The sequence below is a fragment of the Streptomyces sp. NPDC085900 genome, from assembly GCF_044540925.1.
GTDB lineage: Bacteria > Actinomycetota > Actinomycetes > Streptomycetales > Streptomycetaceae > Streptomyces > Streptomyces gilvifuscus.
Genome location: NZ_JBITSP010000004.1, coordinates 706834 through 724802 on the forward strand (window position 1 = coordinate 706834; position 17969 = coordinate 724802).

The following is a 17969-nucleotide window of genomic DNA, read 5'->3' on the forward strand; positions in this document are numbered from 1 at the left end:
CGGCCGGGACCGGACCACCGCCGGGACCGGACGCACCCCCGGAGCCGGACCGCCTTGAAGGGACCGGACGCACTCCCGTCGCCGGGCCACGCCCCCGGGACCGGACCACATTGCCGGGACCGGGCCGCACTGCCGGGACCGGGCCGGGTTGCCGGTGCTGAGCCTCAGCCGGTCCGCACCGCCGTGTGCACCGTGTGCGCCGCGAGGACGAACAGGTCCCGGCGGTGGTGCACGCCCGCCTTGTCGTCGGGGTCCAGGAGACGGTCGAGGGTGACGCGGTCGTCGGCGTCGAGCCGGTCCCCGTAGGCCTCCCGGAACCGGCCGAGGGAGTCGGCGACGTAGGCACGGGCCCGGTCGGAGGCGGGCGCGGGCAGGTCGAGGAGGAAGCTGCGCGTGCGGGCGTGGGTCAGTCCCGCGCCGCTCAGCAGCGCCGGCCAGTCCTCCACCTCGTCGACCGAGCCGGGCAGGTCGGCCCGCATCCGGGCGAACCACTCCGCTTCCAGCGCGTCCAGGCGCGCCTGCAGGCCGGGGCGGCCGAAGCCGAGGTCGCGCGGCAGGAACCGGGCCGGCAGGCCGCCCTCCATGATCGCCAGCGTCCCGCCGGGCGCCAGCCGCTGTGCGAAGGCCCCGAGGGCGGCCCGCTGGTCACCGAGGTGGTGCAGACTGCGGCCGGCCCACAGCAGATCGGCCGGATAGTCCAACTCCTCCAGCACCTGCGGCAGTTCACCGGTCAGGGTGTCGAACCGGTCGGCGTGGCCCAATCGCTCGGCGCGCTCCCGGGCGCGTTCCAGCAGCGGTGCGGAGCCGTCGACGGCCACGACGCGGGCGCCGGGGAAGGTCTCGGCGAACAGACAGGCGACGACGCCGGGGCCGCTGCCCGCGTCGACGATCAGCCCCGGCTCGGTCACCTCCCTGCCGAGCCAGTTCAGGGCGCGCTCGTACAGCGGCGCGAACAGCTCGGCCTGCGCCTCCAGGTGCGGGGCCATCTCGGCCCAGTCGATGTCGGTGTCGTGGCCGTGCCGGTGACCCTCTTGGTGGTGACCGTGTCCGTGGTGGTGCTCGTGCGCCATGGTCGTCAGCCTCTCGTCCGGGATGCCGCCAGCGTGCTCCGACGCACCGGGCGAGGGCCACTTCTGTTGCCGGGGCGGCAAAAACCGGATGCGGGCCGGACGCCGCGTCTCGCAGGATGGCCCGATGGACGACAGGCTGGTGGAGCGCTTCCTCGCGGACGGTTTCGTGAAGATCGAGGGGGCCTTTCCGCGCAGGGTCGCCGAGGACTGCGCGCGGCTGCTGTGGCGGGAGACGGGGTACGACCCCGAGGACCCGGCCACCTGGAAGGAACCGGTGGTCCGGGTGGGCGACATGGCCCAGGGCCCGTTCGCCGCGGCCGCCAACTCCCCTGTGCTGCATGAGGCGTTCGACCTGCTGGTGGGCGAGGGCCGGTGGCTGCCGCGCTACTCGCTGGGCACCTTTCCGCTGCGGTTCCCGCACGAGCGGGAACCGGACGACGCGGGCTGGCACATCGAGGGCAGCTACCTCCCGGAGGGGGAGAGCTGGTTCTTCACGAACCTCCGTTCCAAGGGCCGTGCCCTGCTGATGCTGTTCCTGTTCAGCGAAGTGACCGAGACGGACGCCCCGACCCGTGTCCGTGTCGGCTCCCACCTGGACGTGCCCCCGCTGCTGGAACCGTACGGCGAGACGGGAGTCTCGGGTCTCGAGATCGCGCCCAAGTTGGTCGAGGCCTCCGCCGACCGTCCCCTGGCGTACGCCACCGGCAGCCCCGGCGACGTCTACCTGTGCCACCCCTTCCTGGTCCACGCCGCCCAGCCCCACCACGGCACCCGCCCCCGCTTCATGGCCCAGCCCCCGCTGATGCCGGCGGTCCCCTACGAACTGGACCGCCGGGACGGCGACTACTCCGCGGTGGAGTACGCGATCCGCCAAGGTCTGTCCGACCAAGGGTGACCCCCGCGCCCCGAAGAGGCGCGGGGAACTGCGCGGCCAGCCACGACCGGCCCCGCAGCCGCAATGAATCCGCGACCTACAACGACCTACAACGGCGGGTACGCGTTCTGCATCAGCTGCTGGAACTGCGCCGAGAACCAGTGCCCCGACAGCGGAGCGTTCGGCAGCGCACCCGACATGTTGTTGCCGTTGCGGGCGTTGCCCGTGTACGTCGGGTCGCACATCCGGTCGAAGCCCTTGCCCTCGTCGTTGGCGATGGCGGTGCTGGAGCCGTCCGACTCACCCGGAGGCTTCATCCACACGTAGGCGTCGATCCCGCTCGCCGGGTTGGCCTGCGGGCGCTCGCCGAGACCGGCACCGGACTGGTTGCACCAGTTGCCGACATGGATCCGGCGGTCGTAGCGGCCGCCGTCGACGTAGGTGTCCACGCTGGTCTTCGCGCCGGGGCCGGTGGGACGCGCGGTGCCGCCCCAGCCGTTCCTGGAGGTGTCGATCAGCATGCCGATACCGGAGTTGAAGCCGACGGAGACCAGTTCGTTCCGCATGGCCTGCGCGTACGACAGCTCGTCCACGTAGCGGTTCCAGTCGACCCACTTCGACTGCCGCACGGAGGTGCCGTTCACCGTGTCGTTGACGGTGAAGTTGTCCTCCTTCAGGGCGCTGTAGTTGGCCGTGTTGGTGATGAAGCCCTGTACGTCGTCGACGGTCGCGCCCTCGCTGGTCGCCGCCTGCTTGAACAGGTTGGCGGAGGGTGCGAAGTTGTCGTCCCAGCCGAGCCAGCCATGGTGGCCGGCGTCGATGTAGTTGTAGACGTTCGGGATCGCGCCGAGCTTGGCGAGCGCGTAGCCGACGCCCTTCACGTAGTTGCCGTTGGCGAGCATGGTGTCGCAGTTGGCGGTGGCGGTGGCGCGGCTGCCGGTGTTGGTGACCAGGTTGGGCAGCGAGTCGATCTCGATGGTGGTGACGATCCGCAGCGAGCTGTACTTGCTGTCGGCGAGGATCGCCGCGATGGGGTCGATGAACTGCGTCTTGTACTTGTCGATCTCCGTCGGGCCGAGTTCGCCGTTGGAGGCGAGAGCCGCGCAGTCCCGTCCGGGGAGGTCGTAGATGACCAGCTGGACGACCTCCTCGCCGCTGCCCTTCTGCTGCAGGGCCGCGTCGAGGTGGGCGCGCAGGCCCATGCCGCCGTTCACGCCGTCGATGGCGGCGATACGGTCGAGCCAGACACCGGTGGGCTGGTTGGAGACGCGGCTGCCGCCCGGTTCGGCGGCCGCCTTCGCGGACCACTCGGGGTTCACGTACACCTTGGCGCCGGCGTAGGGGTTGTCGACGCGGCTGCCGGTGCCACCACCGCCCGTGCCGCCACCTGTACCGCCGCCCGTACCGCCACCCGTACCGCCACCCGTGCCGCCGCCGCTTCCGTCGTCGACGTTGCAGGTCACGCCGTCGAGGGTGAACGTCGTCGGGAGCGCGTTGGTGCCGCTGTAGGAGCCGTTGAAGCCGAAGCTGACCGAACCGCCGGTGGCCAGCGTGCCGTTGTAGGTCTCGTTGGCGGCGGTGACGGCGGCACCGCTCTGGCTGACCTTGGCGTTCCAGTAGCTGGTGATCTTCTGGTTGCCGGCGTACGACCACTTCAGCGACCAACTGCTCTTGGCCGTGCTGTTGTTGGTGACCGTGACGGCGGCGGTGAAGCCGGTGTCCCACTGGTTCTGCACCTTGTAGTCGACGGTGCAGGGGACGGCCTGGATTCCGATGTCCCCGGGGACGACGGCCGTCGCGGTTCCGGCGGTCCCGGCGACCAGCGCCAGGGCGGCGAGTAACGCTGTTCTGGTACGACTCATGAGTGCGGGTTTCCCTCTCCGATACGGGGGTTACGGGTTCACGGCGCGCAGGTGATCGCGCAGCCCGATGCCGTACGACGTGGGAGTTCCGTCGTAGTTGGAGATGAGCGAGGGACCGGAGGAGCAGTCCCAGGTGTTCCAGGTCCAGCCCAGATAGGACAGGTTGTGGTCGTCGAACCACTTCATGGCCTGGTCGATGAACCCGTGCGAGCAGGTGTTCTCGCCTATCTCCCCTGCCACCAGCGGCACTTGGGCCGCGACGGGGGCGAGGGTGGAGTTCCAGCAGCTCTCGCTCGCGCAGGCGTTGAAGTTGTACCCGTGGTAGGCGGCGACGAGGTTGCCCGCCGGATCACTGGGCTTGTACGTCAGCCACTGGCTCAGGTCGTTCGAGTAGGCCAGGCCGCCCGCGAGCACGACGTTCTTTGCGCCGGTGGCGCGCACGGCGTCGACGAGGTCCTGCATGCCGGCGACCTGGTACCCGATGCCGGGGCAAGTGCCGCCGTAGCGCCAGCACTGCCACGCCTGGGTGGTCGTGGAGGTCGCGCGGTCCGGGTAGGGCTCGTTGAACAGGTCGAAGGCGACGGCCTGGTCGCCCTTGAAGGTGTTCGCCACCGAGGACCAGAAGGACGGCGCGTACTGCGCGTCCGGCATCGGCTTCTGGCAGGTGGCGTGGACGTCGGAGCAGCCGGCGGAGTTGCCGGTGTACTGGCCGTAGGTCCAGTGCAGTTCGACGATCGGCGTCATGCCGTGTGCCTCGACGCGAGCCACCAGGTCCTTGACGGCGCTGATGTAGGCGGCGCCGCCGTACTCGGACTTGATGTTGGAAAGCCCCAGCCAGCACTCCTCGTTGAGCGGGATGCGGACCGCGTCGGCCTTCCAGTCGGCGATCGCCTTGACCGCCGCGTCGTCGACCGGGCCGTCCCAGATGCCACGGCCCTGCACGCACATGAACTCGCCGCCGGAGCGGTTCACGCCGAGCAGTCGGCGCGTGGCGCCCGAGGCGTCCACGAGCTTGTTGCCCGAGACGTGCAGCGCGGGTGCCGTGCCCGTCGCCGGAGGGTCCGTCGGGGTGGGTGACGGCTCCGGATCGACGTTGCACGTGGTGCCGTTGAGCTTGAACGACGCAGGTACGGCGTTGCTCCCCGATGCCGGCCGGGAGGCGAGGAACCCGGCGCTGACGCTCGCGCCGGTGGCCAGCGAGCCGTTGTAGCTCTCGTTGGCGGCGGTCACCGTCGTGCCGGACTGGGACCACTTGGCGTTCCAGCCCTGGGTGACCTTCTGGCCGTCGGCGAAGTCGAAGGTCAGGCTCCAACTGCTCAGGGCGGCCGTGTTGTTGGTGATCTTCACGGCACCCTGAAACCCGGTGCCCCACTGGCCGGTGACCGAGTACTCCACCGAGCAGGGAGGCGTGGCTCCCTGTGCCGTCACGACCGGAACGGTCATGGCCCCGACAAGGGCGACCGCGCCGGTGACGGCTAAAAGTACTGAACGCGAGGGGTGTCGCATGAGCGACTCCTTGCAGGTCAGGCGCATCGTGACGGACGCGTCGACTGATGGAATCGCTCCCACTGGTGTCAACGAAGCTAGCGCCAAGTGACAGCGAAGGACAGAGGGGTCGCGGAGTTTCCTGACTTTCCCTCAGCCGAAACGGAGTCGAATCATTTCGACTCTTCAAGCACCTTGACCGCCCCCACCCCCATCCCCACTATGGGAGCGCTCCCACTGGTTCAAGGCTTGTTGCTCCTCCCCCACTTCGCTCGAGCCGCAAGGAGGAACCAGCACCATGCATCCAAGACGCAGACGCCGCGGGACGCGGCGGCTGTGGACCGCCGCAATGGCGGCCCTCGCCCTTCCGCTCACCATGCTCGGCACCGGCACGACTCCCGCCCAAGCGGCGGCACTTCAGTGCAGTGTCGACTACAAGACCAATGACTGGGGCTCCGGCTTCACCGCGGATCTGACCATCACCAACCGCGGCACGGACACCATCGACGGCTGGACGCTGACCTACAGCTACTCGGGCAACCAGAAGCTCAGCAACGGCTGGAACGGCACGTGGTCGCAGTCCGGTTCGGCGATCACCGTGCGGGACGCGGGCTACAACGGGAAGATCGCCGCGAACGCCGCCGTCTCCACCGGCGCGCAGTTCAGCTACAGCGGCACCAACACCGCTCCGACGAACTTCGCGATCAACGGCACCACCTGCGCCGGCGCGCACCAGCCGCCGGTCACCGTGCTGACCAGCCCCACGGCCGGCGCGGTCTACACGCAGGGCACCGCCGTCCCGCTCGCGGCCACCGCCGCCGCGGCCGACAACGCGACGATCAGCAAGGTCGAGTTCTACGACGACACGACCCTGCTGGGCACCGACACCAGCGCGCCGTACACCCTGTCCGCCTCCGCGCTCGCGGTGGGCAGCCACTCCCTGGTGGCGAAGGCGTACGACAGTCTGGGCGCCTCCGCCGCGTCGACGCCGGTCGGCATCACCGTCGCCTCCGGCCCGGCCGTGGTCGCCTCACCCACCCAACTGGGCGTCCAGCAGGGCAAGTCGGGGACGTACGCGGTGAAGCTGTCGTCACAGCCCTCGTCGAACGTGACGGTGACGACGGCCCGCGCGAGCGGCAACTCCGGTCTGTCGGTGACGGGCGGGGCGAGCCTCACCTTCACCCCCTCGAACTGGAACACCGCGCAGAACGTGACCGTCACCGCCGACTCCTCCGGCACCGGTGCGGCGTCCTTCGAGTCGACGGCCACGGGCTTCACCAAGGCGACGGTCACCGTGACGGAGCTGGCGGCCTCGAAGGCGTACGACGCCCGCTTCCTGGACCTGTACGGGAAGATCACGAACCCGGCGAACGGCTACTTCTCGCCGGACGGCGTCCCCTACCACTCGGTGGAGACGCTGATTGTCGAGGCGCCGGACCAGGGTCACGAGACCACTTCGGAGGCCTACAGCTATCTGCTGTGGCTGCAGGCGATGTACGGCAAGGTCAGCGGTGACTGGTCCAAGTTCAACAGCGCGTGGGCCCTCATGGAGAAGTACATGATCCCCACCCACGCCGACCAGCCCACCAACTCCTTCTACAACGCCTCCAAGCCGGCCACCTACGCTCCCGAGCTGGACACCCCCAACGAGTACCCGGCGAAGCTGGACACCTCCGTGTCCGTGGGTTCGGACCCGATCGCGGGTGAGCTGAAGAGCACGTACGGCACGGACGACGTCTACGGCATGCACTGGCTGCAGGACGTCGACAACGTCTACGGCTACGGCGACACGCCCGGCGGCACCTGCGAGGGCGGCCCGACGGCGAAGGGACCGTCGTACATCAACACCTTCCAGCGCGGCGCGCAGGAGTCGGTGTGGGAGACGGTGCCGCAGCCGACCTGCGACGCCTTCAAGTACGGCGGCAGCAACGGCTACCTGGACCTGTTCACCGGCGACTCGTCCTACGCCAAGCAGTGGAAGTACACGGACGCCCCGGACGCCGACGCGCGTGCGGTGCAGGCCGCGTACTGGGCGGACGTGTGGGCCAAGCAGCAGGGCAAGGGCAGTGACGTCTCCGCGACCGTCGGCAAGGCCGCGAAGATGGGCGACTACCTGCGCTACGCCATGTACGACAAGTACTTCAAGAAGATCGGCAACTGCGTCGGCCCGTCCAGCTGTGCGGCCGGGACCGGCAAGGACGCCTCGCACTACCTGCTGTCCTGGTACTACGCGTGGGGCGGCGCGACCGACACCAGTGCCGGCTGGGCCTGGCGGATCGGGTCGAGCCATGTGCACGGCGGCTACCAGAACCCGCTGGCCGCGTACGCGCTGAGCTCCTACGCCGACCTGGAGCCCAAGTCGGCCACCGGCACCTCGGACTGGGCCAAGTCGCTGCAGCGGCAGCTGGAGTTCTACCAGTGGCTGCAGTCGTCCGAGGGCGCCATCGCGGGCGGCGCGACGAACAGCTGGGCCGGCCGGTACGCGACTCCGCCGTCCGGTACGTCGACCTTCTACGGCATGTACTACGACCAGCAGCCCGTCTACCACGACCCGCCGTCCAACCAGTGGTTCGGCTTCCAGGCCTGGTCGATGGAACGCGTCGCCGAGTACTACCAGCAGACGGGGAACACCACCGCGAAGGCGATCCTCGACAAGTGGGTCAAGTGGGCGCTGTCCAAGACCACGATCAACCCGGACGGCACCTACCAGATCCCGTCGACGCTGCAGTGGTCCGGCCAGCCCGACACCTGGAACGCCTCCAGCCCCGGCTCCAACAGCGGGCTGCACGTCACCGTCGCCGACTACACCAACGACGTCGGCGTGGCGGCCGCGTACGCCAAGACCCTGACGTACTACGGCGCCAAGTCCGGTGACGCGAACGCCAAGTCGACGGCGAAGGCGCTCCTCGACGGCATGTGGAACAACTACCAGGACAGCCTGGGCATCGCCGTCCCGGAGACCAGGGCGGACTACAACCGCTTCGACGACAGCGTGTACGTCCCGAGCGGCTTCAGCGGCAAGATGCCGAACGGCGACGCCGTCAACTCCTCGTCGACGTTCATCTCGCTCAGGTCGTTCTACAAGAACGACCCGGCCTGGTCGAAGATCGAGGCGTACCTCAAGGGCGGCGCCGCGCCGTCGTTCACGTACCACCGGTTCTGGGCCCAGGCGGACATCGCCATGGCCATGGGTTCGTACGCGGAGCTTCTCGAATAGCCCCCGCCGGGCGCTCCGCGGGACGGGCGGTGCGCGCGCCTCTTTGGGGCGCGCGCACCCACCGCCCCTCTCGCGGTACCGCCCGAAGGCTTCGCGTGCGTGGCTCCGTCACCTGACGACGGAGCCGTCCCGCCGGGCGGCCCCCCACCCGCACAGGGGGCCGCCCGGCGACTCTCGTATGACATGGAAAGCGCTTGCCCCACCCTTCCGAAACCCCCACCCGGAGAGGAACCCCCCGTGCGAAGAACCCGCATTCTCACGGCCGTGCTGGCGCTCGCGGCCGGCCTGCTGGCGGGCGTCCCGCCCGCCCTCGCCACGGGCGCCGCGCGAACGACGCTCGCCGCCGACACCTACACCTGGAAGAACGCCCGCATCGACGGCGGCGGTTTCGTTCCGGGGATCGTCTTCAACCGCACCGAGAAGAACCTCGCCTACGCGCGCACGGACATCGGCGGCGCCTACCGCTGGCAGCAGTCGACGAAGACCTGGACGCCGTTGCTGGACTCGGTCGGCTGGAACGAGTGGGGGCACACCGGCGTGGTCAGCCTCGCCTCCGACTCCGTGAACCCGGACAAGGTGTACGCGGCCGTAGGGACGTACACCAACAGCTGGGACCCGACGAACGGTGCCGTGCTGCGGTCCGCCGACCGGGGCGCGAGCTGGCAGAAGAGCGACCTGCCCTTCAAGCTGGGCGGCAACATGCCCGGCCGTGGCATGGGCGAGCGGCTGGCGATCGACCCCAACAAGGACAGCGTGCTGTACCTGGGCGCACCCAGCGGCAAGGGCCTGTGGCGGTCGACGGACTCCGGGGTTACCTGGTCGCAGGTGACGAACTTCCCCAATGTCGGCAACTACCAGCAGGATCCGAGCGACACGACGGGGTACGCCGGCGACAACCAGGGCATCGTCTGGATCACCTTCGACGAGTCCACCGGCACGTCCGGGAGCGCCACGAAGACGATCTACGTCGGGGTCGCCGACAAGGACAACGCGGTGTACCGCTCGACGGACGCGGACGCGACCTGGACCCGGCTGGCGGGGCAGCCGACGGGCTATCTGGCCCACAAGGGGGTGCTCGACGCCAGGAACGGCTACCTGTACCTCGCCTACAGCGACAAGGGCGGCCCGTACGACGGCGGCAAGGGGCAGTTGTGGCGGTACGCCACGGCGAGCGGCACCTGGACGAACATCAGCCCGGTCGCCGAGGCCGACACCTACTACGGCTTCAGCGGACTGACCGTCGACCGTCAGCACCCCGGCACGGTGATGGCGACGGCGTACAGCTCCTGGTGGCCGGACACGCAGATCTTCCGGTCCACGGACAGCGGGGGCACCTGGACGAAGGCGTGGGACTACACCTCGTATCCCAACCGCGCCGACCGCTACACCATCGACGTCTCGTCCTCCCCGTGGCTGACCTTCGGCGCGAATCCGTCGCCGCCCGAACAGAGCCCGAAACTGGGCTGGATGACGGAGTCGCTGGAGATCGACCCGTTCGACTCGAACCGGATGATGTACGGGACGGGCGCGACGCTGTACGGCACCGAGAACCTCACCCAGTGGGACAGCGGCGGCCAGTTCACCGTGAAGCCCATGGTGCAGGGCCTGGAGGAGACCGCGGTGAACGACCTGGCGTCCCCGCCCAGCGGTGCGCCGCTGCTCAGCGCCCTGGGCGACATCGGCGGCTTCCGGCACACGGACCTGACCAAGGTCCCCTCGATGATGTTCACCTCGCCGACCTTCACGACGACGACCAGCCTCGACTTCGCCGAGACGAACCCCAGCACCGTGGTGCGGGTGGGCGATCTGGACTCCGGTCCGCACATCGCGTTCTCGACGGACGACGGCGCCAACTGGTTCGCCGGGACGGACCCTTCGGGCGTCAGCGGCGGCGGGACGGTGGCCGCGGCGGCGGACGGCAGCCGGTTTGTGTGGAGTCCCGCGGGCACCGGCGTGCAGTACACGACGGGCTTCGGCTCCTCGTGGCAGGCGTCGAGCGGGATCCCGTCCGGGGCGGTCGTCGAGTCCGACCGCGTGGACCCCAAGACCTTCTACGGCTTCAAGTCCGGCAAGTTCTACGTCAGTTCGGACGGCGGTGCGACCTTCACCGCCTCATCCGCGAGCGGCCTGCCCAGCGGCGACAGCGTCCGTTTCAAGGCGCTGCCCGGTACCAAGGGCGACGTCTGGCTCGCGGGCGGCGCCTCGGACGGCGCGTACGGCCTGTGGCACTCCACCGACGGCGGGGCGAGCTTCACCAAGCTGTCGAACGTCGAGCAGGCCGACACGATCGGCTTCGGCAAGGCGGCGACGGGAGCCTCCTACCAGACCCTCTACACCAGCGCCGAGATCGGCGGTGTGCGCGGCATCTTCCGCTCGACCGACAAGGGCGCGACCTGGACCCGCATCAACGACGACGCCCACCAGTGGGGTTGGACGGGCGGGGCGATCACCGGTGACCCGCGGGTCTACGGCCGGGTGTACGTCTCGACCAACGGCCGGGGTGTCGTCTACGGCGACACCTCCGACACCGGCGGCGGAGACGGCGGCGGTGGCACGGACCCGACGCCGACGCCCACCGGCGCCTGCACGGTCACGTACAAGATCACCAACCAGTGGTCGGACGGCTTCCAGGCGGACGTCCGGCTGACCAACACCGGGACGACCGGCTGGACCGGCTGGTCACTCGGCTGGTCCTTCGCGAACGGCCAGAAGATCGGCCAGTCGTGGAACGCCGACCACACCCAGTCCGGCGCGGCGGTGACCGCGAAGAACGTGAGCTGGAACGGGAACGTGGCGGCGGGCTCGTCCGTGGGCTTCGGGTTCACGGGAACCTGGTCGGGCTCGAACACGAAACCGACGTCGTTCAAGCTGGGCGACCAGAGCTGTACGGTCGCCTGACCCGTTCGGGGGCGCGTGCCGGCGGGCACGCGCCCTCGTCGTTTCCTACGGCGTGTACACGGTCGGGCGCTAGTGCGCGCCGGAGCGGAGGCGGGTGCGGGTGCTGCACGGGACGAACCTCCAGAGAGGACGGACGGGTTCCGCACTCTCAGTCGCCGCCGTGCGAGGCCGGGTTGCCGTACATTCCGGCCAGTTCGGCGACCGTGCGGGCGATGCTCGACCGCAGGTCGGAGGGTTCCAGCACCTCGATCCGCGCGCCCAGGCGCAGGAACTCGCCGTGCGCGTGGCCGGCCGACTCGATGGGCACCCGGGCGACCGTCCAGCCGTCGTCGTCGGTGCGCAGGCCGACCGCTCTGGGCAGCCGCACTCCCGGCGCCAGCCGTACGACCGCCTCGCCCCGGTACAGCCGGTCGTGGAAGTCGCGCTGGTAGGCCGCCCAGTACGCGGCCAGGTCGAAGTCGGTCGGCCGGGTGAACTCCTCGCCCGGGTCGGCGAGCCGCAGGATCTGGTCGACGCGGAAGGTGCGCGGTCCGGGGCCCGCGACGACGTACCAGCGCCCCGCCTTGAGGACCAGCCCGTACGGCTCCAACCGCCGCTCCACGTCGGTGGGTTCGGCCCAGCGGCGGTACCGCACGTGCAGCACGCGGCTGTGCCACACCGCGTCGGCGACCGCCGTGAGGTAAGGCGTCTCCTCCGCGTCCGCGTACCAGCCGGGGGCGTCGAGGTGGAAGCGTCCGCTGACCCGGTCGGCGTGGGCGCGCAGCTCCGCCGGCAGCGCGGCGCGCACCTTGAGCTGTGCGGCTGCCAGGACGGAGCCGAGACCCAGCTCGGCGGCGGGGCCGGGGGCGCCGGCGAGGAACAGGGCCTCGGCCTCGTCGGCGGTGAGACCGGTCAGGCGGGTGCGGTAGCCGTCCAGCAGGCGGTAGCCGCCGGCGTGGCCCGCGTCGCCGTAGAGCGGGACGCCCGCCGCGCTCAGCGCCTCCACGTCCCGGTAGACCGTGCGGACCGACACCTCCAGCTCCTCGGCGAGCTGGGCGGCGGTCATCCGGCCCCGGGTCTGCAGCAGCAGGAGGATCGAGACGAGACGGCTGGACTTCACTGACACATGGTGTCAGTGAAGCGGCTCTAGCGTCACCTCATGCCCTTCACGGAGAAACTGCTGACCGTGCTGCCGCCGATCGAGGTGGCCGGCCGGCACGTCAAGCGCTACCACGTCACCGCCGACCCCGCGGGCATCGCGCCCGACGTGGCGAAGGCGGCGTACGAGGTCCTGCCCGAGCTGCTGCCGGAGCCGGACGGGACGCCGCCGGTGACCTTCGTCGTCGTTCACCGGGGAAACGACGACGGCGCCTACGTCAACGCCTACAGCTGGGTGTGGGACAACGTCCTGCACTACGCGAACGCGGCCGCGGGCCAGCCGGTCCTCGGCTGCCCGGACCGCGATCCCACGCACTTCGTCAGGCCCGAACTCCCCTGGATCGGCTGCGTCTTCGAGCTGCCGCCGATCCAGCACGAGCGGGACGCCTGGGTGCGGCACATGCTCGTGCCCGAAGTCCCGGACCTGGCCGCCTACTTGTCCGACACCCTGCCCGAAGGAACCACGGGAGAGCGCACATGAGCAGTCCGCACGACTTCGACTTCCTGCACGGTGAGTGGGAGGTCGCCCACCGGCGCCGCACCGACTTCCTCGACCCGGACAGCGCCTGGGTGGAGTTCCCGTCCACCAGCCGGTGCCTTCCGCTGTTCGACGGCGCCGCGAACATCGACGAGATCGACATGCCGTACCTGGGCGCGAAGGGACTGACCCTGCGGCTCTTCGACCCGGAGCGCGCGGCGTGGTCGCTGAACTGGTCCTCCAGCCGCAGCGGCAAGCTGTTCCCGCCGGTGAGCGGCCGCTTCGACGGCGACCGCGGCGAGTTCCACGGCGACGACGTCCACGACGGCAAGGACGTGCGCGTGCGGTTCGTGTGGGCGGGCGTCTCCCCCGCCGCCGCGCGCTGGGAGCAGGCGTTCTCCGTCGACGGCGGGGAGAGCTGGCTGACCAACTGGACGATGGACTTCAGCCGGCCTTCCTGAAGCTGCGCAGGTGGAAGACCGGGTCGGGGCGGGGCCGGTCCTGGTCGGGCAGCCGGGCGAGGCGGTCGGCGAACCGCTCGGCGAGCGGTTCGCCCGGCGGCAGGGTGACGAACCAGCCCCGCCGCAGGTCGGCGACGGTACGGCGGGGGCTGCGCCCCTGCCCGTGCCCCTGGAACCGGGTCTGTCCGGCCGGGAGCAGGCCCTGGGCCGCGGCGTACCGGGTGACGAGGCCGGCCGGGTCCCGGGGCGCGCTGCGCGGCCGCTCGGCGAGGACGGCGTCGATGTCGCTGCCGACGTTGTGGGAGGCGCCCTTGTCGACGGTGGTGACGTACACCCCGCCGGGTCTGAGGACCCGGGCGCACTCGGCGACGACGGCGCGGACGTCCTGCGGCCCGTCCAGCAGGTGCAGCAGCCACACGCTGCTGACGGCGTCGAAGGTGGCGTCCGGGAACGGCAGCGCGCGGCCGTCGGCCAGGGCGATCGCGCCGGGCAGGCGGGCGGCGGCCATCCGGGCCATGCCGGGTGTCAGGTCGACGCCCGTCACCCGGGCCGCGGGCCGGGCGGCCGCGAGGCGACGGGTGACGATGCCGGTGCCGCAGCCGACGTCGAGGAGGCGTCCGGCGGTGGGCGGGACCAGGCCCAGTACGGCGGCCGCGGCGGCCGCGGCCCTGGCCTCGCCGCCGCGGGTCTCGTCGTAGGCGCCGGCTTCCTTGTCGTAGTCGAGCACGCGCGTCAGTGGGCGCCGTGTCCCGGTGCGAGCTCCTCGACCCTGCTCGCCAGGCCGAAGTCGAGCTCGGTGATCTTGCCGCCGACGCTGTGCGTGTTCACCGAGAGGGAGACGGTGTTGTAGCCGAGGGTGAGGTCGGAGTGGTGGTCGAGCTCCTCCTGGACCTGGGCGATGTGCACGACCATCGCCGTGGCCGCGAAGTGCGAGGCGAGCCGGTAGGAGCGGGTGAGCCGGTCGTTCTGCGCCGACCAGCCCGGCAGCTCGCCGAGCCGGTCCTCGATCTCCTTCTGGGACAGCGGTTCCACGGGCATGGCCTCGCTCCTTCCTCGGCTGCGGATGCTTCTTCAGCCTGCCACAGCCCGATGACTGCGGTCCTGGTCAGAGGCTGCCCGGGGGTGAGGCGAGGACACCTCGCGGGGGGCGTTCCTCGACTACGGTCGTACACATGACCACTGCCGTGACCGGAACCAACGCCTCCGCGACCGCTCCCGCCGACCAGGGCGTCGGCCCGCTGCTGCGTGCCTGGCGGGAGCGGCGTCGGGTGAGCCAGCTGGAGCTGGCCCTGCGCGCCGACTCCTCGGCCCGGCACATCAGCTTCGTCGAGACGGGCCGTTCCCGGCCGAGCGAGGAGATGGTGCTGAAGCTGGCCGAGCACCTGGACGTCCCGGTGCGGGAGCGCAACGCCCTGCTGCTCGCGGCCGGTTACGCCCCGCGCTACCCGGAGACCCCGCTGGACGATCCGGCGCTGGGGGCCCTGCGCGAGGGCATCGAACGGCTCATCCAGGGCTACGACCCCTATCCGGCGCTGGTGGTCGACGCGACGTACGACGTGGTGGCGGCCAACCGCGGCATCATGACGCTGCTGGACGGGCTCCCGGAGTCCCTCCTGGAACCGCCGCTCAACGCCATGCGGCTCACCCTGCACCCGCAGGGCCTGGCGCCCCGCATCCTCAACCTGCCCGAGTGGCGCGGCCATCTGCTGGCCCAGATGGAGCGGCAGATCGCCCTGCACCGCTCGGCAGCGCTGCGGAGGCTGTACGAGGAGGTCGCGGCCTACCCCGTCCCGGAGAGCGACCACGGCGGCGAACCGGCCGAACCCGTACCGTACTTCGCCCTGCCGATGCGGATCGAGCACGAGGGCCGGACGCTGTCCTTCATCTCCTCCATCTCGACGTTCAACACGCCCATGGACGTCACCGTGGCCGAGCTGGCCATCGAGACGCTGCTGCCGGCCGACCCGGCGACGGCCAAGTACCTCCGGTCGCTGATCTCCTGACGGGCGCCGCCACCGGGCGCCCGTTCGGCACACGTGGCAAGCGCCTCACCGCGGACCCCGTGAGACTGACACCGGAACATGACACACTGCTTCGCGCGGACTTCGGCGCGTAGGGGAGGCGTGGCGTGAGTGAGCGGCGGCCCGCGCCCACGGTGGGCCAGGTGGTGCTGGGCAAACGGTTGCAGGAGCTGCGGGAGGCGGCGGGGTTCAAGCGTGAGGAGGCCGCGCGCGTGCTGCGCGTGGCGCCGGCGACCGTGCGGCGGATCGAGATGGCCGAGGTCGCGCTGAAGATCCCGTACGTCCAGGTGCTGCTGACCACGTACGGCGTGCCGGACGAGGAGGCGGCCGCCTTCGTCGCGCTGGCCGAGGAGGCGAACCAGCCGGGCTGGTGGCAGCGCTTCCACGACGTGCTGCCGGACTGGTTCAGCCTGTACGTCAGCCTGGAGGGCGCCGCCCGGATCATCCGCTCCTACGAGCCGCACTTCGTGCCCGGGCTGCTGCAGACCGAGGAGTACGCGCGCGCCGTCATGGAGGCCGGCACGATCGGTCAGACCGGCCCGGAGACCATCGACCGGCATGTGTCGCTGCGCATGGCCCGGCAGAAGCTCCTGGACCGCCCGGACCCGCCCCACCTGTGGGTGGTCATGGACGAGACGGTGCTGAAACGTCCGGTGAGCATCCGCGGCGAGGTCATGCGGGAGCAGCTGGACAAGCTCCTGGAGTACGCCGAGCGGGACCGGATCACGCTGCAGGTCGCCGAGTTCGAGGACGGTCCGCACCCGGGGACGTACGCGCCCTTCACGCTGTTCCGCTTCGCCGAGCCCGAACTGCCCGACATGGTCTTCACCGAGTACCTGACGGGCGCCCTCTACCTCGACTCGCGGGGAGAGGTCTCCGCGCACCTCGAGGTCCTGGACCACATGACGGCGCGCGCCGCCTCGGCGCAGCGCACGAAGAAGCTCCTGCGGGAGTACCGCGAGACCTTCTGAGTCCGCCGCCGGATTCCCTGTTCCGCGGCACGCACGGCACCCTTCCCACCCCGAGGAGACGACACCGCATGACCGGACCCGACGCCTTACCGCAGATCGACACCAGCCGCCCGCACCCCGCCCGTGTGTACGACTGGTGGCTGGGCGGCAAGGACAACTACCCGGTGGACGAGGAGCTGGCCCGCAACATCCTCTCCGCCGACGGCACCGCGGTGCGCGGGGCGCGCGCCAACCGCCGGTTCATGCACCGGGCCGTACGGGCCGCCGCCGGGGCCGGGATACGCCAGTTCCTCGACATCGGCACCGGCATTCCCACCGAGCCCAACCTGCACCAGGTGGCTCAGGAGGCGGCGCCGGAGTCGAGGGTGGTGTACGCGGACAACGATCCGATCGTGCTCCGGCACGCGGAGGCCCTGCTGACCGGCTCCGCCGAGGGCAGCACCCAGTACGTGCACGCCGACGTCCGCGACCCGGACACCATCCTGGGGCTGGCCGCCGAGTCCCTGGACCTGTCCCGGCCCGTCTCGCTGTCCCTGATCGCGCTCACCCACTACCTGGGCGACGAGGAGGACGACGTCCACGGTCTGCTCAAGCGGTACGTCGATGCCCTCGCCCCCGGCAGCTTCCTGATCCTCTCCCAGGTCACCCAGGACCTCAGCCCCGAGGGGGTGGCGAAGGCCGCGGGGCTCTTCCGCAGGAGCGGCACGCCGTTCCACCCGCGCACGCTGCCCGAGTTCTACCGCTTCTTCGAGGGCCTGGAGCTGCTCGGCCCCGGTGTGATCCCCGTCCACGGCTGGCGGCCGGAACCGGTGGACGTGGAGGCGCAGGCCGAGGGCGTCGTGCCGGTGTACGCGGGAGTGGCCCGCAAGCCCGGCGCCTGAGGCCCGCGGCCCGTACACCCGTACGGGCGTCTGAGCGGGTGCGTTCCCTCGCTCGCCCCTAGCGTCGAAACACGGGGCGAGCGAGGGAGCGAGGGACGTGACCGACACGCGGATACCGCCAAGGAGGCCCGATGCCCTCTGACGCCGTGCTCCATCAGGCGGCAGCGCTCTGCCTGACCTACCCCGACGACGGCTTCCGCGCCCGGGTGCCGCTGCTGCGCGAAGCCGCCCCGCAGCTGCGGGAGTTCACCGACCACGCGGCGCTCACCCCGGCCCGGGAGCTGGAGGCGCACTACGTGCAGGTCTTCGACCGCGACAACCGGCACAGCCTCCGTCTGAGCCGGTGGCAGGACGGCGCCACGCGGCGGCGCGGGATGACGTCGGCCCGCTTCGGGGACGTCTACCGCGCCGCCGGCATGGAGCTGACCGGCGAGCAGCCGCCCGACTTCCTGCCCGCCGTCCTGGAGTTCGCGGCCCGTACCGGCGACACGGACCTCCTCACCGAACACCGCGCCGGCCTGGAACGGCTCCGCACCGCGCTCAACGACTACGGCACGCCGTACGCGTCCGTCCTGAACGCGGTGTGCGCGACTTTGCCGAGGGTGCGCCGCTGA

General features: G+C 70.7%; 15 protein-coding genes. 9 read left to right on the plus strand and 6 right to left on the minus strand.

Annotation, left to right across the window (positions count from 1 at the left end):
* Window positions 1–164: 164 nt before the first annotated feature.
* Window positions 165–1070 (minus strand): class I SAM-dependent methyltransferase, encoded by a 906-nt coding sequence (locus ACIGDI_RS17235; RefSeq protein ID WP_399896901.1) that lies wholly within the window; start codon window positions 1068–1070, stop codon window positions 165–167.
* 124 nt (window positions 1071–1194) lie between these two features.
* Here ACIGDI_RS17235 and ACIGDI_RS17240 point away from each other — a divergent pair, with 124 nt between their 5' ends.
* The gene (locus ACIGDI_RS17240; protein ID WP_399896904.1) at window positions 1195–1965 is read left to right on the plus strand and encodes a phytanoyl-CoA dioxygenase family protein; all 771 of its coding nucleotides are present in this window, start codon (window positions 1195–1197) and stop codon (window positions 1963–1965) included.
* Window positions 1966–2051: 86 nt separating this feature from the next.
* On the opposite strand, the gene ACIGDI_RS17245 is transcribed toward ACIGDI_RS17240, so the two are convergent.
* Window positions 2052–3806, minus strand: a complete 1755-nt coding sequence (locus tag ACIGDI_RS17245; RefSeq protein ID WP_399896907.1) for a glycoside hydrolase family 6 protein — start codon at window positions 3804–3806, stop codon at window positions 2052–2054.
* 30 nt (window positions 3807–3836) lie between these two features.
* A complete protein-coding gene (locus ACIGDI_RS17250; RefSeq protein WP_399896910.1) occupies window positions 3837–5312 on the minus strand; it encodes a cellulose binding domain-containing protein in 1476 nt (491 codons plus the stop codon).
* A 277-nt stretch (window positions 5313–5589) separates the two neighbouring features.
* On the opposite strand from ACIGDI_RS17250, the gene ACIGDI_RS17255 reads away from it, so the two are divergent.
* Both ACIGDI_RS17255 and ACIGDI_RS17260 read left to right on the plus strand, forming a co-directional pair.
* Window positions 5590–8508, plus strand: a complete 2919-nt coding sequence (locus tag ACIGDI_RS17255; protein ID WP_399896913.1) for a glycoside hydrolase family 48 protein — start codon at window positions 5590–5592, stop codon at window positions 8506–8508.
* Window positions 8509–8745: 237 nt separating this feature from the next.
* On the plus strand, window positions 8746–11406 hold the full coding sequence (locus tag ACIGDI_RS17260) for a cellulose binding domain-containing protein (protein ID WP_399896916.1): 2661 nt from the start codon (window positions 8746–8748) through the stop codon (window positions 11404–11406).
* Between the two features lie 148 nt (window positions 11407–11554).
* On the opposite strand, the gene ACIGDI_RS17265 is transcribed toward ACIGDI_RS17260, so the two are convergent.
* The gene (locus ACIGDI_RS17265; RefSeq protein WP_399896920.1) at window positions 11555–12505 is read right to left on the minus strand and encodes a helix-turn-helix transcriptional regulator; all 951 of its coding nucleotides are present in this window, start codon (window positions 12503–12505) and stop codon (window positions 11555–11557) included.
* A 39-nt stretch (window positions 12506–12544) separates the two neighbouring features.
* Between ACIGDI_RS17265 and ACIGDI_RS17270 the strand changes: the two genes are divergently transcribed.
* Window positions 12545–13024 carry a hypothetical protein gene (locus tag ACIGDI_RS17270; protein ID WP_399896923.1) on the plus strand — a complete coding sequence of 160 codons (480 nt, stop codon included), beginning with the start codon at window positions 12545–12547 and terminating at the stop codon, window positions 13022–13024.
* Window positions 13021–13482 carry a hypothetical protein gene (locus tag ACIGDI_RS17275; protein ID WP_399896926.1) on the plus strand — a complete coding sequence of 154 codons (462 nt, stop codon included), beginning with the start codon at window positions 13021–13023 and terminating at the stop codon, window positions 13480–13482. The genes ACIGDI_RS17270 and ACIGDI_RS17275 overlap by 4 nt, the downstream gene beginning before the upstream one ends.
* Here the strand turns inward: ACIGDI_RS17275 and ACIGDI_RS17280 are convergent.
* A complete protein-coding gene (locus ACIGDI_RS17280) occupies window positions 13466–14209 on the minus strand; it encodes a class I SAM-dependent methyltransferase (protein WP_399896929.1) in 744 nt (247 codons plus the stop codon). The genes ACIGDI_RS17275 and ACIGDI_RS17280 overlap by 17 nt on opposite strands.
* Window positions 14210–14214: 5 nt before the next feature.
* Window positions 14215–14520, minus strand: coding sequence for a 4a-hydroxytetrahydrobiopterin dehydratase (locus ACIGDI_RS17285; protein ID WP_399896932.1), 306 nt, complete (start codon window positions 14518–14520; stop codon window positions 14215–14217).
* A gap of 134 nt (window positions 14521–14654) precedes the next feature.
* On the opposite strand from ACIGDI_RS17285, the gene ACIGDI_RS17290 reads away from it, so the two are divergent.
* The 4 genes from ACIGDI_RS17290 (at window position 14655) to narJ (ending at window position 17969) form a co-directional block, all read left to right on the plus strand.
* Window positions 14655–15485, plus strand: coding sequence for a helix-turn-helix domain-containing protein (locus ACIGDI_RS17290; RefSeq protein WP_399896934.1), 831 nt, complete (start codon window positions 14655–14657; stop codon window positions 15483–15485).
* A 125-nt stretch (window positions 15486–15610) separates the two neighbouring features.
* The gene (locus tag ACIGDI_RS17295; RefSeq protein ID WP_399896937.1) at window positions 15611–16474 is read left to right on the plus strand and encodes a helix-turn-helix domain-containing protein; all 864 of its coding nucleotides are present in this window, start codon (window positions 15611–15613) and stop codon (window positions 16472–16474) included.
* 68 nt (window positions 16475–16542) lie between these two features.
* Window positions 16543–17355: an SAM-dependent methyltransferase gene (locus ACIGDI_RS17300; protein ID WP_399896940.1), complete on the plus strand. Its 813-nt coding sequence runs from the start codon at window positions 16543–16545 to the stop codon at window positions 17353–17355.
* Window positions 17356–17486: 131 nt separating this feature from the next.
* A complete protein-coding gene (gene narJ, locus ACIGDI_RS17305) occupies window positions 17487–17969 on the plus strand; it encodes a nitrate reductase molybdenum cofactor assembly chaperone (protein ID WP_399896943.1) in 483 nt (160 codons plus the stop codon).

What these genes read in the sequence shown, in the direction of transcription:
- ACIGDI_RS17235 (WP_399896901.1), bottom strand. Translation starts at nt 1,070, where the DNA reads ATGGCGCACGAGCACCACCACGGACACGGTCACCACCAAGAGGGTCAC.
- ACIGDI_RS17270 (WP_399896923.1), top strand. Translation starts at nt 12,545, where the DNA reads ATGCCCTTCACGGAGAAACTGCTGACCGTGCTGCCGCCGATCGAGGTG.
- ACIGDI_RS17240 (WP_399896904.1), top strand. Translation starts at nt 1,195, where the DNA reads ATGGACGACAGGCTGGTGGAGCGCTTCCTCGCGGACGGTTTCGTGAAG.
- ACIGDI_RS17300 (WP_399896940.1), top strand. Translation starts at nt 16,543, where the DNA reads ATGACCGGACCCGACGCCTTACCGCAGATCGACACCAGCCGCCCGCAC.
- ACIGDI_RS17255 (WP_399896913.1), top strand. Translation starts at nt 5,590, where the DNA reads ATGCATCCAAGACGCAGACGCCGCGGGACGCGGCGGCTGTGGACCGCC.
- ACIGDI_RS17290 (WP_399896934.1), top strand. Translation starts at nt 14,655, where the DNA reads ATGACCACTGCCGTGACCGGAACCAACGCCTCCGCGACCGCTCCCGCC.
- ACIGDI_RS17245 (WP_399896907.1), bottom strand. Translation starts at nt 3,806, where the DNA reads ATGAGTCGTACCAGAACAGCGTTACTCGCCGCCCTGGCGCTGGTCGCC.
- ACIGDI_RS17275 (WP_399896926.1), top strand. Translation starts at nt 13,021, where the DNA reads ATGAGCAGTCCGCACGACTTCGACTTCCTGCACGGTGAGTGGGAGGTC.
- ACIGDI_RS17285 (WP_399896932.1), bottom strand. Translation starts at nt 14,520, where the DNA reads ATGCCCGTGGAACCGCTGTCCCAGAAGGAGATCGAGGACCGGCTCGGC.
- narJ (WP_399896943.1), top strand. Translation starts at nt 17,487, where the DNA reads ATGCCCTCTGACGCCGTGCTCCATCAGGCGGCAGCGCTCTGCCTGACC.
- ACIGDI_RS17250 (WP_399896910.1), bottom strand. Translation starts at nt 5,312, where the DNA reads ATGCGACACCCCTCGCGTTCAGTACTTTTAGCCGTCACCGGCGCGGTC.